At 64.3% G+C, this 15,757-nt stretch carries 14 protein-coding genes and 1 tRNA gene; 8 read left to right on the top strand and 7 right to left on the bottom strand.

From position 1 onward, the window contains the following. Positions 1 to 21: 21 nt before the first annotated feature. Positions 22 to 183 (top strand): Flp family type IVb pilin, encoded by a 162-nt coding sequence (locus ACRYLT_RS07590; protein WP_482663479.1) that lies wholly within the window; start codon positions 22 to 24, stop codon positions 181 to 183. Positions 184 to 254: 71 nt separating this feature from the next. Here ACRYLT_RS07590 and lepA read toward each other — a convergent pair whose 3' ends face one another. Beyond that, entirely contained in the window at positions 255 to 2,057 is a 1,803-nt protein-coding gene (lepA, locus tag ACRYLT_RS07585) for a translation elongation factor 4 (RefSeq protein ID WP_482663478.1), read from the bottom strand. 141 nt (positions 2,058 to 2,198) lie between these two features. Continuing rightward, positions 2,199 to 3,047, bottom strand: coding sequence for a LytTR family DNA-binding domain-containing protein (locus ACRYLT_RS07580; protein WP_482663477.1), 849 nt, complete (start codon positions 3,045 to 3,047; stop codon positions 2,199 to 2,201). A gap of 87 nt (positions 3,048 to 3,134) precedes the next feature. Between ACRYLT_RS07580 and ACRYLT_RS07575 the strand changes: the two genes are divergently transcribed. Continuing rightward, complete coding sequence (locus ACRYLT_RS07575; protein ID WP_482663476.1) at positions 3,135 to 4,094, top strand: alpha/beta hydrolase family protein; 960 nt, start codon at positions 3,135 to 3,137, stop codon at positions 4,092 to 4,094. A gap of 114 nt (positions 4,095 to 4,208) precedes the next feature. Here the strand turns inward: ACRYLT_RS07575 and ACRYLT_RS07570 are convergent, their stop codons facing one another. Further along, entirely contained in the window at positions 4,209 to 4,970 is a 762-nt protein-coding gene (locus tag ACRYLT_RS07570; protein WP_482663475.1) for a hypothetical protein, read from the bottom strand. Positions 4,971 to 5,001: 31 nt separating this feature from the next. Further along, on the bottom strand, positions 5,002 to 5,745 hold the full coding sequence (locus tag ACRYLT_RS07565) for a hypothetical protein (RefSeq protein ID WP_482663474.1): 744 nt from the start codon (positions 5,743 to 5,745) through the stop codon (positions 5,002 to 5,004). A 158-nt stretch (positions 5,746 to 5,903) separates the two neighbouring features. Here ACRYLT_RS07565 and ACRYLT_RS07560 point away from each other — a divergent pair, with 158 nt between their 5' ends. After that, positions 5,904 to 6,893 (top strand): beta-propeller fold lactonase family protein, encoded by a 990-nt coding sequence (locus tag ACRYLT_RS07560; protein ID WP_482663473.1) that lies wholly within the window; start codon positions 5,904 to 5,906, stop codon positions 6,891 to 6,893. Positions 6,894 to 6,906: 13 nt separating this feature from the next. Here the strand turns inward: ACRYLT_RS07560 and ACRYLT_RS07555 are convergent, their stop codons facing one another. The 3 genes from ACRYLT_RS07555 to ACRYLT_RS07545 are packed head-to-tail and all read right to left on the bottom strand — an operon-like array spanning position 6,907 to position 10,231. Continuing rightward, the gene (locus ACRYLT_RS07555; protein ID WP_482663472.1) at positions 6,907 to 7,548 is read right to left on the bottom strand and encodes a TadE/TadG family type IV pilus assembly protein; all 642 of its coding nucleotides are present in this window, start codon (positions 7,546 to 7,548) and stop codon (positions 6,907 to 6,909) included. 2 nt (positions 7,549 to 7,550) lie between these two features. Then, the gene (locus ACRYLT_RS07550) at positions 7,551 to 8,180 is read right to left on the bottom strand and encodes a TadE/TadG family type IV pilus assembly protein (RefSeq protein WP_482663471.1); all 630 of its coding nucleotides are present in this window, start codon (positions 8,178 to 8,180) and stop codon (positions 7,551 to 7,553) included. Then, positions 8,177 to 10,231, bottom strand: a complete 2,055-nt coding sequence (locus ACRYLT_RS07545; protein ID WP_482663470.1) for a Tad domain-containing protein — start codon at positions 10,229 to 10,231, stop codon at positions 8,177 to 8,179. Before ACRYLT_RS07545 ends, ACRYLT_RS07550 begins: the two co-directional genes overlap by 4 nt. 287 nt (positions 10,232 to 10,518) lie before the next feature. Between ACRYLT_RS07545 and ACRYLT_RS07540 the strand changes: the two genes are divergently transcribed. The 5 genes from ACRYLT_RS07540 (at position 10,519) to ACRYLT_RS07520 (ending at position 15,734) form a co-directional block, all read left to right on the top strand. Then, positions 10,519 to 10,845: a polyhydroxyalkanoic acid system family protein gene (locus ACRYLT_RS07540; protein WP_482663469.1), complete on the top strand. Its 327-nt coding sequence runs from the start codon at positions 10,519 to 10,521 to the stop codon at positions 10,843 to 10,845. Positions 10,846 to 10,988: 143 nt separating this feature from the next. After that, entirely contained in the window at positions 10,989 to 12,290 is a 1,302-nt protein-coding gene (locus ACRYLT_RS07535) for an FAD-dependent oxidoreductase (RefSeq protein WP_482663468.1), read from the top strand. A 69-nt stretch (positions 12,291 to 12,359) separates the two neighbouring features. Then, positions 12,360 to 13,490 (top strand): TIR domain-containing protein, encoded by a 1,131-nt coding sequence (locus ACRYLT_RS07530; protein WP_482663467.1) that lies wholly within the window; start codon positions 12,360 to 12,362, stop codon positions 13,488 to 13,490. Positions 13,491 to 13,573: 83 nt separating this feature from the next. Beyond that, a tRNA-Pro gene (locus ACRYLT_RS07525) sits at positions 13,574 to 13,650 on the top strand. A 902-nt stretch (positions 13,651 to 14,552) separates the two neighbouring features. Further along, on the top strand, positions 14,553 to 15,734 hold the full coding sequence (locus ACRYLT_RS07520; protein ID WP_482663466.1) for a site-specific integrase: 1,182 nt from the start codon (positions 14,553 to 14,555) through the stop codon (positions 15,732 to 15,734). The last annotated feature ends 23 nt before the right edge of the window (positions 15,735 to 15,757 follow it).

Here is a 15,757-nt window from a genome sequence, read left to right as displayed (position 1 = left end):
CGTCGTCAGGGGGAGGACGATTTGCGCTTCAGTCCTATCCGTGACGACGAACGCGGCGCGACCGCGATCGAATATGGGCTGATCGCTGCCCTGATCTCCCTTGCCTGCATCATGGCCTTCCAGGCGCTGGGCCTGAACCTGGCGACGGTGTTCGAAACCGTCACCAACGCGATGCGCTTCTGATCCGATCGGCATCGGTTCGATGCCCCCACTCCAGCAGCCGTCCGCTGGAGGGATCGCCCGAATAGCGAAGCCTATTCTTCGCCCATGCGCAGGGCCGCGATGAAGGCCTCCTGAGGGATCGAGACGCTGCCATATTCCCTCATCCGCTTCTTGCCTTCCTTCTGCTTTTCGAGAAGCTTGCGCTTGCGGCTGATGTCGCCGCCATAGCATTTCGCGGTCACGTCCTTGCGAAGCGCCGGAATGGTTTCGCGGGCGATGATCCGGCCGCCGATCGCGGCCTGGATCGGGATCTTGAACAGGTGCCTGGGGATCAGGTCCTTGAGTCGCTCGCAAAGCTGGCGGCCCCTCGCCTCGGCGGCGGCGCGGTGGACGATCATCGACAAAGCGTCGACCGGCTCGGCATTGACGAGGATGTTCATCTTGACGAGGTCGCCGGGGCGGTGGCCGGTCTGGTGATAGTCGAAGCTGGCATAGCCGCGGCTGATCGATTTCAGCCGGTCGTAAAAGTCGAATACCACTTCGTTGAGCGGAAGGTCGTAGACGAGCTGGGCACGGCCGGCGACATAGGTCAGGTTCTTCTGGATTCCGCGCCGGTCCTGGCAAAGCTTGAGGATCGACCCGAGATGTTCGTCGGGAACGTAGATCGTCGCCTCGATCCAGGGCTCCTCGACCAGTTCGATGAAATTGGGGTCGGGCCAGTCGGCGGGATTGTGGATCTCCCGGGTTTCGCCGCTGGTCATCACGACGTGATAGACGACGCTCGGTGCCGTCGTGATCAGGTCGAGATCATATTCTCGCGACAGCCGCTCCTGGATGATCTCCAGGTGGAGCAGCCCAAGGAAGCCGCAGCGAAAGCCGAAGCCGAGCGCCGCGCTGGTTTCCATCTCGAAGCTGAAACTGGCATCGTTGAGCCGGAGCTTGTGCAGGCTTTCGCGCAACTTCTCGAAGTCGGCGGCATCGGCCGGAAAAAGTCCGCAGAAGACGACCGGCTGCACTTCCTTGAATCCGGGCAGCGCCTCGGCCGCCGGCTTGCGGGCATCGGTGATCGTGTCGCCGACCCGGGTTTCCGCCACATCCTTGATCTGCGCGGTGATGAAGCCGATCTCGCCCGGCCCGAGTTCGGGCAGGTTCTCGATCTTCGGCCGGAACACGCCGACGCGATCGACGAGATGGGTGGTGCCCGCCTGCATGAACTTGATCTGCTGACCCTTGCGGATCGCGCCGTCGATCACCCGGATCAGGATGACGACTCCCAGATAGGGATCGTACCAGGAGTCGACGAGCATCGCCTTGAGCGGAGCGCTGCGGTCGCCCTTGGGCGGCGGCATCCGGCCGACGATCGCTTCCAGCACCTCGCCGATCCCGATCCCGGTCTTTGCGCTGGTCAGCACTGCATCGTCGGCCGGAAGCCCGACAATGTCCTCGATCTCGCGCTTGACCTTGTCGACGTCGGCCGCGGGAAGATCGATCTTGTTGATGACCGGCACGATCTCATGGTCATGCTCGATCGACTGGTAGACATTGGCCAGCGTCTGCGCCTCGACGCCCTGGGCCGCATCGACCACGAGGAGCGCGCCTTCACAGGCAGCGAGGCTCCGGCTGACCTCATAGGCGAAGTCGACATGGCCCGGAGTGTCCATGAGGTTGAGGACATAAGTCTCGCCGTCGGCGGCCTTGTAGTCGAGCCGGACGGTCTGCGCCTTGATCGTGATCCCGCGTTCCTGCTCGATCTCCATATTGTCGAGCACCTGGCTGGTCATCTCCCGCTCGGAAAGGCCGCCGCAGGCAAGGATCAGCCGGTCGGCCAGGGTCGATTTGCCATGGTCGATATGCGCGATGATGGAGAAATTGCGGATTCGCGAAAGGTCGGTCATTTCAGCTTTTCAGGGAAGTGAGCGCGCGCCCTAGCAGAGGGGCCGAAACTGGCAAAGAGCGGGACGCCACGAAATAGCCGCTCGTGCAGCGGCAAGGGCGCAGGCGCACATCCGGCTCCGAACGACCGACATCTCTTGCGCCTAACGGCAGCTCCTGTCGCCCAGGCGCCGCTTCACCTCGGCGACGCGCGATCGCGCGACCGGTATTCGATCGCCATCGCGGAGGAGCAGGACATGATCGCGCCCCCGCCGTTCCAGCCGCTCGACCTGCGAAAGGGCCACCCACCAGGACCGGTGAGGCTGGATTCCCCCGGTGGCAGACAGTCGGGCAAGGGCGTCCCGCAACCGGCCACGAACAAGAAACTTGCCTCGACACGTCCAGAGCTGAAGATAATGGTCGACGGCTTGCACCCGCCAGACGGTGACTCCAGGCCACCCGTCCATCGTCCCGGCAGGTTCCGGCAGCGGAGCCGCGCCAGCCGTCCCAGTCGGCGCATCCGGTGAAAGCCCCCGGGCGGGCCGGGCCGCGGAGTCACCCTCTGCGCACCATTTCAGCGCGAGCACGAGGGCGCTTACGGGCACCACGAACGGCATCAGGAACAGCGCGAACTCGATCAGCGGATCCGGTGCGTACGGGACGACCGGAGTCGCCTTGAGCAGGTGGATCTCGACCGTCATCAGGAACAGGATCACCGCCACCGCCGATCCGGCCGAAAGCGCCATTGCGGGAAAGGAGCGGCGGACGAAGCGCCCCGCGGCGTTCGCCAGGACTGACGCCTGAACCACCAACAGGGTGGAGACGACGCCGAACATCAAAATCCGGCGAAGGAGCGACAGGTCGTCGCTGCCGAAGGCGCGGCTCGTGACGAGGACCAAAGCGAGTGCAGCGATGCCGGTGCAGTGAAGGACCAAGCGGCGAGGGTGCGGGAGAATGGACGACGAGCGGCGCAGCAGGCGGACTGAGCGACCGCTCACGACAAAGTCGGACATCACACGAAAGCCGCCTTTCCCCTTGCCGCAAAGAGCAACAGCCTAGCGCCGATCGTCAAACTTCAAAAGGCTGACCCGAGGACCGACATGAACATCTGCAAGCCTTGCTGGCCGCCAATCGCGAGCCTCTGTCTCCATATCGCCCTCGCCCCGTCGCTCGCGACCGCCCAGACCGCCGCCCGGGCGCAGCCGGAGTCAGCTTCACGGGCGGTCGGGGAGATCACGATCGGAGCTGGCACCTTCGAGATGATGCTCCCGGGCGGCGAGAGGCTAGAAGTTTCCACCTACCGTGCATCGGGTCACGGCCCCGGCGACCCGGTCATCATCGTCCTGCCCGGCGGCGGCCGAAATGGTGACGACTATCGGGATAGCTGGATCGAGGCCGCGAACCGGTACGACCTTCTCGTGCTTGCGCCGTCCTTCGACGAGGCCCAATTTCCGGGTCCGCTCAATTACAATCTTGCCGGAATGGTTCGCGACGGCGCGGACCTCGCGACGCTTCGCGACCTTCGAATGCAGCCGCAGCCAAGCTGGCTCTTTTCCGACATCGAGGCAATTTTCGACGAAGCGGTTGCTAGAACGGGTCTGGCCCAATCCGGTTATGATCTTTTCGGCCATTCGGCCGGCGGCCAGATCGTCCATCGGATGGTCCTGTTCGCGTCGCGAGTCCGCGTGAGGAACGCGCTGGCCGCCAATTCGGGCTGGTACACAATGCCCCGGTCAGACGTATCCTTCCCCTATGGGCTGGGGGGCCTTTCCCTGCCCACCCGCCAACTCGAGAAGGCCTTTGCCCGCAAGCTTGTGATCCTTCTGGGAGAGCTGGACAATGCGCAGGAGAGGCGGGGACATTTGCGAGTCACGCCCGAAACCCAAGTTCAGGGGGAACACCGCCTGGCACGCGGCCGGCACTTCTACGCGGCGGCGGCCAGCGAAGCCGCCAGGCTCCAACTTCGGCTGGAGTGGCGGCTGGAAGTGGTGCCGGGTGTGGGACACGATTATCGGGCCATGGCCAGTGCCGCCGCAAGCTATCTGTACGGCGAGGACTGACCAGCTGAGGGCCGCTCGCCGGATCGAAAGGCCTGATTCCGCGCATTCGGGAGCGAGTCCATTCCCCGGCTTTGCGAACGAGCACCCGGTGCCGGCTGCGGTTCGTGACCGCGCCTAGGCTCCCCTCAGGCAGGGGCTGCTGGCGCCGCTGCCGTCCGGTCCCCACTTGCGATAGCCGTTCGAATCGACGTGGAAGCGCTTGCCGCTGTAGAAGCCGAGTCCGGCATCGTAGAGGTGTCCGTCCCGAGCATGGGCGGCACAGATCTCGCGGATCATGCTGGAGCGGCTGACATCCGCTTTGACCGGAGTCAGGTCGAGCGCGAAGAAGTGGCGATGAGCGCTCTTCGGGGCACCGTCCGAGCAGGCATTGAGCTCCGCGTTCCGATAGGCCGAGAGCGCCTCGACCTCGCCGATCGCCGGCTTCACTTCGTCCCGCACGAACTTGAGCGTGGCGACGATATTGTCCCATTTCGCAGCCGGAGCGACCTCGAACGGCTCCGCCCCGCACTGGCGCCAGGAGGAAGAGGTGCGAACCAGCTGCCAGAGGGGAACGACATCCTCGACACCGTCGGCGGCCAGGCGGTTGCGAAAGGCGGTCAGGACCGCGCGATTGCCGGGCGAAGCGTCAAGCCAGGCGCGGAATTCCCTTGCGCCCTGACCCGGCGCAAGTCCCGAGCCATGGCGGTGGTGATGCGCAGGCTCGAGGCCGACCTGCTGGTCGAAGCTGGCCTGGACGGCTTTCACGGCGGGAGCGGGGACCACAGCCGCCGTGGTTGCGACCGCGACGGCCGGTTGATCGGAAGCGAGGCTCAGGGTCGCTCCCGGTGCAAGCGAGAGCGTCGCCGCAAGTGCGGCCGCACGAATAAGTTTCAGCATTTCAATAAGATAGTCGAAAACGCCGACAAAATCAAGGCTGCGGGTCGGGCCTCGGCTCCGGCGCGACTTCCGGTCTCGCGCCTTGGGGGCTCGATACGACCGGTGCCACGGGCGTTGCGACGGGCGGCGAATGAACCGCTTCCGGATCCTCCCCTCGGGCAAGGACGGCGCAGGGGCTCTCATTCCGCCTTGGACCTGCCGACCCCCAGCGGCGAAAGCCTCGGGTGTCGATGTGGAAGCGAGTGAAGTTGTAGAAGCCGAGCCCAACTCCGTCCGCTCGCCCATATGCGGCGTGAACGGGGCAGATCCGCTCGAAAAGTTGCCGACGGGTGAGCGGCTGGCGGGGAATGAGGTCGAGCGCGAAAAAGTCCAGGTGAGCGCTTCGCTGGGCGCCGCGGGCGCAGGCATTCAGCGCCGGATTGCGATAGCCGGAAACGGCTTCGACCGGACCGACATTCGGAAGGACATGGTCGCGGATGAACTTGAGCGTCCGGGTCATGTCCGGCCAGAATTGGGGCGGCGGAACCTCGAACGGCTGCCCGCCGCATTCCCGCCACATGCTTGCGGTGCGAAGCACCTGCCAGTGCGGAAGGACACCCTGGACACCCGCGGCCTGCTGCCAGCTTTCGAAGGACAGGACCGAGGCGAGCCGACCGGGCCCGCCCTCGGCCAGCCAGGCCTGATATTCGGCCGGACCCTGACCTTCGGGAAGCTCCTGAGCCTGAAGCGGAGCAGCGAAAAGCGAGGCGGCAGCGATCAGGATGCGGCGCAGCATGATTCATCTATAGCAGGTGGGATGGCGGGCGGCGCAAGCCGGCCGCAAGGCGCCGGACCCCTGGCCGGCAACGGCCCGTCGCTCAGGCCATAGCAAAGCCGGACATTGCCGCTCGACTTCAAGGGCCCTAGCATCGCTCCGGGTTCGAGGGAGGGAATATGAAGCTGTTCATCGCGATCGCGGCCTTCGCCGCCTTGTCGTGCAGTTCGAGCGAAGGAACTGCCCAGCCGGCATCCGATCCTGCCGTTGCCGGCACCCTGCTGGTCGGCAACAAGGGCGAGAACAGCCTCAGCTTCATCGACCTTGCCAGTGGTCGGGAGCTGGCCCGGCCGGCCACCGGCCACATGCCGCATGAAATAGCCATCTCTCCGGACGGCCGACAGGCGGCGGTCGTCGCCTATGGCGGCAGGAGCATCGACATCTTCGATCTCGCCACCCGCGAGAAGCAGCGGACGATCGACCTTTCCCCCAATGAGGGGCCGCACGGGCTCGTCTGGCTGGCCGACGGGCGGATCGTCGCAACGACGGAGCGAAGCCGGACCCTGACCATCGTCGACACCCGCAACAACGATTCGGTAACCAGCATCCCGACCGACCAGCCGGGCACTCACATGGTCGCGGTCACTCCTGACGGGCGCCGCGCCTTCACCGCCAACATTCCGGGCGGCACGGTGACGGTGATCGACCTTTCCGCCGGGCGGAAGATCCGCGACATCGAGGTCGGCGGCCGGCCGGAGGGGATCGCCCTTACGCCCGATGGCCGGACTCTGTGGGTCGGCGACCTGGAAGGTGCACGGGTGCAGGCGTTCGACTCGGCGAGCTTCGAGCGAATCGGCGAGGTTCGAACCGGCAACGTTCCGATCCGGGTGCTGGCGAGCCCCGACGGGCGCTGGATCGTGACCTCGAATTTCGGAAGTGGCACGCTCACCCTCATCGACGCTCGCGCTCGCCAGGTTGTGCGTGAGATCGAAGTCAGCGGCGAGGAGGCCGCTCAGCAGGTGACGATCCTCTTTTCGCCCGACGGTCGGCGCATCTATGCGGCCGAAACGGGTCGCAATCAGGTCGCCGAGATCGACCTGGCGAGCGGCCGCGTGCTTCGCAGGCTCGAGGCCGGCCGGCAGGGAGACGGGCTCGCCATCGCGCCCTGAGGGCGGCTCGATTTCAGGAGGAGCAGCTCGAAACCGCTGCCCCTTCATTATTGTAGATCTGCGTGAGGTCGCGCCGGTCGCGCACGAGCATCGACGCGATCTCGCTGATCGTCGAGCTGGGAGCCAAGGTGCCGGAAAAGAGCGGCCGATATTGGTAATGCACCTCCACGAACATCGTCGCGCCTCCCGGCGCCGGTCGGACCTGGCGACCCGATGGTCCCATTCCGGCCATGTCGGTCGTGCCGGCGGTGCCGTAGCTCGAGCCGCGAGCAAGTGATCCGCGGCAGCGCTGCCACCTGATCTGGTAGCGGTCAGGCGGACTGGCCATCGGCTCCAGGCTGGACAGGATGACTCGTCCGTTGGCGTAGAGATCGAGGTTTCCGGCCTGCAAGCCGGCGCCGGTCAGGATGTCGTTGATCTGGGTTTCGCTGATCGTCTTTGCGGCGAGCAGGCTTCCGGCGCCCATGCGCGCGGCATGGTCGGCCGTGTGAAGCGCAACCTGGCTGATCCGCATCTTGGTGGTCGCATAGTTGGTGATCTCCGCTCCAGTGACGGCGAGCAGAAGGAAGACCGGGAGCGAATAGGCGAATTCGACCAGCGCCACCGCGGATTCGTCCCGCCGGAGCGACCGCAGAAGAGTGGATTTCCGGATCATCTTCATATCGCCGGACAATTTTTGACCTCGGGCGGGGCATAGGAGCCTTGGTCTCCATAGGGCTGGTTGTTCATGACCGTGGATCCCGACATGGTCACCCGCTCCGGCAGGCCGATCAGGCCATTCAGCGGGAACATGCGCGGATAATCGACGCTGACGGTGTAAACGACGCTATCCTTGGCGCCGCCCTGACCCGCATCGGCGCCGTCGGAATCGCGGGCATTGTTGTGGTTCCGATCCTCGTAGGGCTCGCCATTGTCGCAGCGGCCGTTGCCGTTCGTGTCGGTATAGGGCTCGCCCTGCGCCGCCGACGCTGCGCTGAAGGTCCGGTAGAAGCGACGGCGGATGGTGATCTCGCTGTCCTCGAGCCCGAGCGCTCGAAGCTGTTCGCGGACCTTGTTGTCGATGCTTGTCCGGTTCGCTTCCACGGTCCCGCTTTCGAGCCCGGAATCGCGAGCCGCCTTCTGGATCGCCCCATCCAGCACCGAGCGCATGTAGAGCGTATGACCAACGTCCAGCGCTCCAAACAGCAGCAGCGCCAGCACCGGAAGCAGAAGCCCGAATTCGGTGAGGGTGGCACCCCGTTCGTCGAGGCGGCAAGCCTTCCGAGCTTTTGCCGGAGCCCCGATCACCGCGTCAGCCTCAATTGCGAGATCTGGTCGGCGATCTGCCGGAAGGAGGCGATCAGGCCCGCCGAATTGTTGGCATAGAAGAACTTGCCGGGGGTCGCGCAGTTCTCCATCCGCGTGCGCGTTGCCTCGTCGGTGCTGCCGAAATAGACGACCCACAAGGTCGGCTGGCTGACGTGGTTCTTGATGGCATCGCAGATGGACGGGAAACGCAGGTCCGTTTGCTGAGTCAAGGTGCTTCCTGGATTGCCGCTGCTCGAGCAGGAATTCGAGTTGTTTGGTGTCGGAGCGACATCGTCCGGAGTTTGGCGACGGTCGAACCACGGCAGGCCATAGGCCGCATAGTTGCGCACATCGGTGCAGGTCTGGCCGTCCGTCATGAAGATGATGTGCCGTTCGATCTCACCGCCTAATGAAGTGAAGGCATTCTCCGAAGCGAAGATCCCGTTCGGCGACATCAGCCGCCAGCCCCACAACAGACCGATATCGTGATAGGTGTTTCCGCTCGGCGTCAGAGCGCGCACATAATTGTCCAGCGCATTGGCGGTCCATGTCTGCAGTTTCGTCGCCGGGCTGGGACACTGATAGTTCGGATGGGCATAGTTCTCGGTCGTCTGGATCTCCGCTCGATTGAAATTCCAACCCTGATTGCTGTTGGTGGTGCCGCGAGTGAATACCGCGCCGGGCAATGCCGGACCCCAGAATGATCCGGTCGGCAATCCGTTGGCGACTCCTGCTGCGCGGCTGCTCGTCGGAACAAGCTCCATGTCGAGATCGAGCGCATTGCCGGGCCTGGAACTGAAATTGGTGGATCGAACGGTCTGGCGCTCCTCGATGCAGCCATCCCAGTTCACCGTGATGTTCGTTCCGTTCGGCCCCACGGGAAGGCTGACACCGTCATTCCATTCGTTTGGCTCCACGGTCGTGTTGGAGCTGGTGTCGCGCTTCAGGCCCCGGATGTCGTGAGTCACCTGTCGATAGGTCCAGCCATCGAAAACCTGGGTGGTTTGCGGTGTGCCGTTATCGGTCCGCGAATAATGGCGGATCAGATTATATGTGCCGGTTCGCCTTCCGATGTAGCAGTTACCGCGATCGTAATAGGCTCCGTACTGATACTGAATCCGATGCGGTTGGCTCGTCCGCCAAGTGACCGTGCGGTTTGATCCGGAAACCGTTTCATTCTGATTGTAGGGCGCTCCTTCGGGACCCGTAGCCGTGGCTGCGTCGTCGTTGGGCTTCTTCCGTTGGCAATCATTGTTGTTGTTGGCGGTCGTGTTCTGGATGAGTTGCCAGTCCGACCACGAGTCGTTTGAGATACTGGTGCTTGTAACTTGCGGGGTCCCGTTGGCTTCGAATGCATAGGTCGTTTCATTGCGCCAGCGCGCCTGACGCGATTGATAGGGCCAGCGGTCCGCAATGTAGGAGGTCGGCAAGAGCCTTCCGACGTTCACGTTCGTCGCATAAGGCACGAAACCGAACCGGATCTGCACCTGGCTTCCCGTGCCGCCGGTCGGTCCGGGAACGCCTGGTTCGCAATTGGCTTCAGTATCAAGTCGGGCCACCGTTTCGTAGAAGCACCTTACGGCAAAACGCAGGGTCGCCATCTTCTGGCTGGTGTCGCCGGGGATCGTTTCGGACATCGATCCGGTCGTATCGAGAACGAACATGATGTCCGTGTTCGGAAGCCGCATCTCGGCATCGCAGGTGACGCTGATGACTTCCTGGCTGTAGCCGAAGATCTTCATCAGGGTCATCGGAACGGTCACGCTTGCCGTGCCGGTCACCCGCCCGGCCGCTTCGCTGAAAGCGACAGCGAGATTGCTCGTGCCGTAGGCGTTGTCCTCGAAATTGCCTTCGAAATATTCGAGAGCAGAGTTCCTGGCGGCGTTGTTGTTGGCGTTCCACTGGCCGCCGCCCATCACCCGGCGACCGGCGAGGGCGCCGGCGTCGCACGCCTGCTGGAGGCGGGTCTTGACGAGGTAGAGTCGGCTCATGTCGAACGCACCGCCGACCAGGCCCGCGAGCGGTATGAGGGCGATTGCCATGATCGCCATCGTGTTTCCTGCTTCGCTGCGGGCGAGGCGGACGAGGAACGGGCGTTTCGCTGACGACTGCCGCCGTTCGCGAAATTTCGCTGCCGTCCAAAGGATCAGTCGCCGTGCACGCGCCGTGAGCATCCGGATAATAACCCCCTAGATCAGAACGCTCGAACTTCAGACGACTAAACCAGCTAATGTTGAGAGGTCGTAAGTGATTTTACCTAAGATTGAGTTAGCGCAGGCACGAGTTCTGGCAGAGAGGGCCCTTGTGTTCGGCCGTTTACCAACGCTAGGCTGAGCCGATGACCAGTCCGATCAGCGTCGATCTTCCCCATCGTCTCGGCGCAGCGGAGTCGAAGCGGCGGATCGCCGGAAGCGTCGACAAGCTGAGCAACTTCATTCCGGGCGGCGCCGAAGTGCGCCATTCCTGGACCGGCGATCGGCTCGGGCTGCAGGTCACGGCCATGGGCCAGGAGGTGAACGCGCAGATCGACGTTCAGGACTCCCTCGTTCGGGTCGAGATGCTCCTGCCCCCCGCCCTCGCCTTCTTCGGCAAGGCGATCGAAGCGGTGCTTCGGCGCAAGGGCGCCGCCCTGCTCGAGGATCGTTCGGGATCAGGGACGGCTTGAACGGGTTCCGGGCGGGGGCAGACTGGAGCGGTCAACACGGCCGGGAATGGCTCCGGCTCGGCTGAGCGCAACCTCCCTCCCTGCCCCTTGCCTCGTTCCGGCACGGCGTTAAGCCATTGGGGGCGACAGAGCGGGAGGCGCGGATGCGGCATGTGGCGGTGATCGGATCGGGGCCGGCCGGCTATTACAGCGCCGAAGCGCTTCAAAAGCAGTTCGGCGGCGAAGTGCGGATCGACATGATCGATCGGATGCCGGTGCCCTACGGGCTGATCCGCTTCGGAGTCGCGCCCGACCACCAGTCGATCAAGGCCGTCTACAAGCGTTACGAGAAGGTTGCCCTTTCCGACAGCGTCCGCTTTCTCGGCAATGTCCTGGTCGGCCGCGACGTTTCGATGGCTGAGTTGCTCGACCTTTATGACGCCGTCATTCTCGCGACCGGGGCTCCCAATGATCGGCCGCTCGGGATCGACGGCGACGATCTTCCCGGAGTGATCGGCTCGGCCGCCTTCGTCGGCTGGTACAATGGGCATCCGGATTTTGCGGAGCTCAACCCGCCGCTCGACGTCGAAGCCGCCGCAGTGATCGGCAACGGCAATGTCGCTCTCGACGTGGCCCGGATCCTCTCCAAGACACCCGCCGAATTCGTCGGCTCCGATATCGTCGCCCACGCCTTCGAGGCGCTCGGCAATTCCGCGATCCGAACCATCCATGTCCTTGGCCGACGAGGTCCCCACCAGATCGCGATGACTCCCAAGGAACTGGGAGAGCTGGCTCATCTCGAGGATTCCGTTCCGGTCGTCGACCTCGAAGACTTCCCCCCGCAGGAGGAAGATGCGTCGCTCGATCCTGGACTTCGCAAGTCGGTCTCCCACCTGCGCGAGTTCGCGAACCTGCCGCGGGACAAGCGCAAGTCGATCCTCTTCGATTTCTTCGCCAAGCCGGTCGCGGTCGAGGGGGAAGGCCGGGTCGAGCGGATCATCGTCGAAAGGACCCGGCTGGACGAGCGAGGATCGGCGGTTGGCACCGGCGAGACTTATGTCGTCCCATGCGGGCTGGTCGTCACCTGCATCGGCTACCGGACGCCCCCGATCGAAGGCGTGCCTTATGAGGAGGATCTCGGCCGCTTCGCGAACCGCGACGGGGTGATCGGCCCCGGCCTTTATTGCGTCGGCTGGGCGCGCCGGGGCCCGACCGGTACGATCGGCACCAATCGTCCCGACGGTTACGAGGTGGCCGAGCGGATTGCGACGGACCTGGGATCGGGCGACGGCGGCAAGCCCGGGGGCGCCGGACTCGACAAGCTGCTCGCGGGCCGAGGCGCCGATGTGGTCACCTTCCAGGACTGGCAGCGGATCGAGGCGGCCGAAGCGGCGCGCGCCCGCGACGGGGCGCCGCGCGAAAAATTCGTCGCCATCGCCGAAATGCTGGGCGCTCGCGACCGCTGATCTCCGGCGACCATTGCCATTGCCGCGGCAATGCGCATAGCGTCCTTCGGGGAGCATCGAGGGGGGTCCATGTCCAGCGGCGGTCACGTCTTCATCAGCCACAGCTCCGACAACCGGGAGCAGGCGAACGAGCTTGCCGCCCTTCTGGAAGCGCGCGGCGCCAGGGTGTGGATCGCGCCGCGCGACGTTCGGCCCGGAATGGACTATTCCGAACAACTCCAGCTCGCCATCGAAAGCTGCGCCGCCTTCGTCGTCCTCGTGACGGAAATGGCGAACAAGTCGCCTTATGTCCGCGCCGAGACGGAAATGGCGTTCAGCACCCACAAGCCGATCTTTCCGGTTCGAATGAGCGACATCCAGCCCGCGGCCGGATTGGCGCTGTTCCTGAAGATCCGGCACTGGACCGACGCTTACGGGCCGCAGCGGGAGGCCAATCTCGAACGCCTGGCCACCGAGCTGCGCGCTTTGAGCGGCGAACCGGCCGCGACGAGCGCGGCGCCGACGCCCACTCCCCCGCCGGCGCCGCCCCCTCCCTCCCCGGTACCGCAGCAGGTCGGCCCGGCCGCACCCAATCCGGGCGCGTCGGCAGCGCAGCCCGTGCCCGCGCCGGGCTCGGCCGCCGAAGACAAATGGCGGGCCGCGATCGGCGCCAATGCGGACTGGTATCTGGAGCGGTGGCGGCAGATTGATTCGAAGGGGTCGCCGATCAACTGGAACTGGGCCGCGTGCCTGCTCAACCTGTTCTGGTTCGCCTACCGGAAGATGTGGCTGGCGATGTTCGCCATGCTGGTCGTCACGCTCCTGCTCGGAGTGGTCGGAAGCGCCATCGGTTTGCCGGCCCAGGGCCAGCTGCTCCTCACTGCGCTGATCTCGTTCGTGACGGGCTCGTTCGGCAATCACTGGTACCGGAAGCAGACGGAGAAACTCGTCGCCGAAAGCGGCTCGCTTCCACCGGAGCTCGCGATGGACAGCCTCCGCAGCCGCGGCGGAACGTCGATCGTCGCCGTCGTCGTTCTTGTCGCTCTGGTGCTCGTGGCGACGCTGATGATGGTGCTCGCGGCGGCGTCCCAGCTCCAGCAGCAACAGGGGAACCAGCTCGATCCAGCCCCCTCGCTCGACAACAATCTGGTCTCGCCCGATCTCGGGGGGAAGCCCCCGGCCGAGGAAGTGCCGTCCGATTATTATGAGGATAGCTACTGAGCGACCAGAGTCGCTTGAACTCGCCGGAGGCGGCCCCTATAGACCCCCAGCCCCGCCGGCCCGAATGGGCCGTGCGTATCGGTCGGGGAGTAGCTCAGCCTGGTAGAGCACTGTCTTCGGGAGGCAGGGGCCGGAGGTTCGAATCCTCTCTCCCCGACCATTTTATCGCGAAAGCGACGGACTTCTGCCTTTTGGCGTGGATCACCTGACGGTTCCGGTCACATGACCGGTACACATGAGTGTGACACACGCGGGAAGGTTGATACCCCATGTGCCGCATCCCCCATGCCCGCCGTCGCCAAGGTCGGTATGTGTTCCGTCGCCGCGTCCATTTCCGAAATCTTATCTCGAAGCCCGTAGCGATTGCCTTGCAGACGGCCAATCCGAAGGTCGCGCGGCAACGCGCGGCGCTTCTGTCGGCGCGCTTTGCGGTTGTGAAGGCAAGCGTGGACAAGATGTTGGAATGCGAGCGAGCCCTCACCGGGGCTGAAATTGAGGCGTTATTCCGGGAGGAGCTGGAGCGCGAGCTAAGTGGACACATCCAACGAGCATTCGAAGATGCCGAGTGGTCGTCTGCGGCTGTCGGGGTGGCCGCTCTCGACGCAGAGGTTTACAGCCTTCTGCGAGGGCCGGGCAGGCACGCCAAGGAGTTGATCGAGCACGTGAGGGAGATGATCCCCCGACGAAGTCGTCGTCGAGAGGCTCGCCGCCATCGGCGCACCTGTTCACCCCGGCAGCATCGCCGCAGCTCGCACCCATCTCATTCGAGCTCGTGCCGTCGGGTCGTCCCGAGCGCAGCGCCTCTTCGACGACGATGTCCTGGATGCCCCCGACCCCATGCGTGCACTGCTAGCTGACCTGGGCGAGCCTACGAGGCAGGCGGGTGGCATCCCTCGTCAAGATGACGTTTCACCTATCCTCGCGACATCGACCGCGGCGCCGCATGGGGGTCAATTCCTCATCTACGATAGCCGACGCTTCGGCGAAGTCATCGAAGCGATCATCTCGGAACTGAAGGCTGAGGGCGTCTGGAAGGAAGGATGAGACCAGAAGCGGCGGATCATGCAGACCTTCGCCTGGATCACTGGTAATCGGGAACTCGGCACCTACGATCACCGCGATGTAGCAGCGTTCAAGGCCGGACTCATGAAGCTGCCGACGACCTTCCGCTTTGGCACGCTGACCTGGGGGGCGATGGCGCGGCCGTTCGCGGAGGTTGTGGGCGAGCTTCCCCCACTTTCGCCGGAGCAGCGGCGCAATAATAAGACGATCAACCGCGACCTCAGCACGATGAGCACGGTGGCTAAGCATCTGGAGCAGACAGCCTGGAAACCGAGGCAGTCCGGCGCGAAGGTGATGGATTTCAGCGGCGCGACGGTCGCCATTAAGGAGAGCGACAGCACCGATCTGCGGCCACCTTGGACCACTGCGCACCTGCAGTGCCTGTTCAACTCGCCGCTTTACAGGGGCGGCGGTTTTGGAAAGCGGCGGCTCAAGGAAGCGGAGTTCGGGGCACAGATCTGGCATGACGCTGCTTACTTCGCGCCCCTCATCTGGTACTATACGCACGCGTGTCGGGAGGAAATCTGCGGCCTTGAGGTGGCGGACGTCACCACCGATCATGCCGTCCCGTATATTGATATCCGGGACAACCTCACTCGTGGACGTGACGGAGAGAAGGCGGGTGAGAAGCGCGCTGCGCGGCGGCGGAAGCTGCCCATCCATCCCGAGCTCATCCGGCTGGGCTTTCTCGACTATGTGGAAGCCATCCGCGCGGAAGGTCACGTCGCCTTGTTCCCCGAGCTTTACCTCTTCGAGGCGAAGCGGGGTGGCGCACAATTTTATGACCGCGCCTGGCGCTTCATGGTCGAATGGATAGCCGACCGGATGACCCTGCCGGTGAACGAGCAGGGCAAGATCCCGGACATACACTCGATCCGGTCGCTCGGCTCCTCCTTCTACGAAGTCGATGGCGTCAACGAGATCATGCGCGCCGACATCATGGGCCACTCGCGCCAGGGCACCAACGCCAAGCATTATTCGAAGCGCATGAAGACCGAAGGCTTGGATGTCGTCCTGGCCGAGCGGTTGGAATTCATCAAGCGCTACGTTCCCGAGATCACGGGCGAGGTGGTTGCAGCGCCGATGATGCTGCTTCCGATGGAAATGCGATCCCGGGTCGGCAGCGGTCGGCACCGTCGCATCCGGAGCGACGCGGGTCAGCGGAAGCAGCGCGCGGAGTGACTCAGCCTTACCATCGGCGTCAC

Source organism: Sphingosinicella sp. SM1-17, from assembly GCF_056821765.1.
This window is presented reverse-complemented; position numbering and strand designations above follow the sequence as displayed.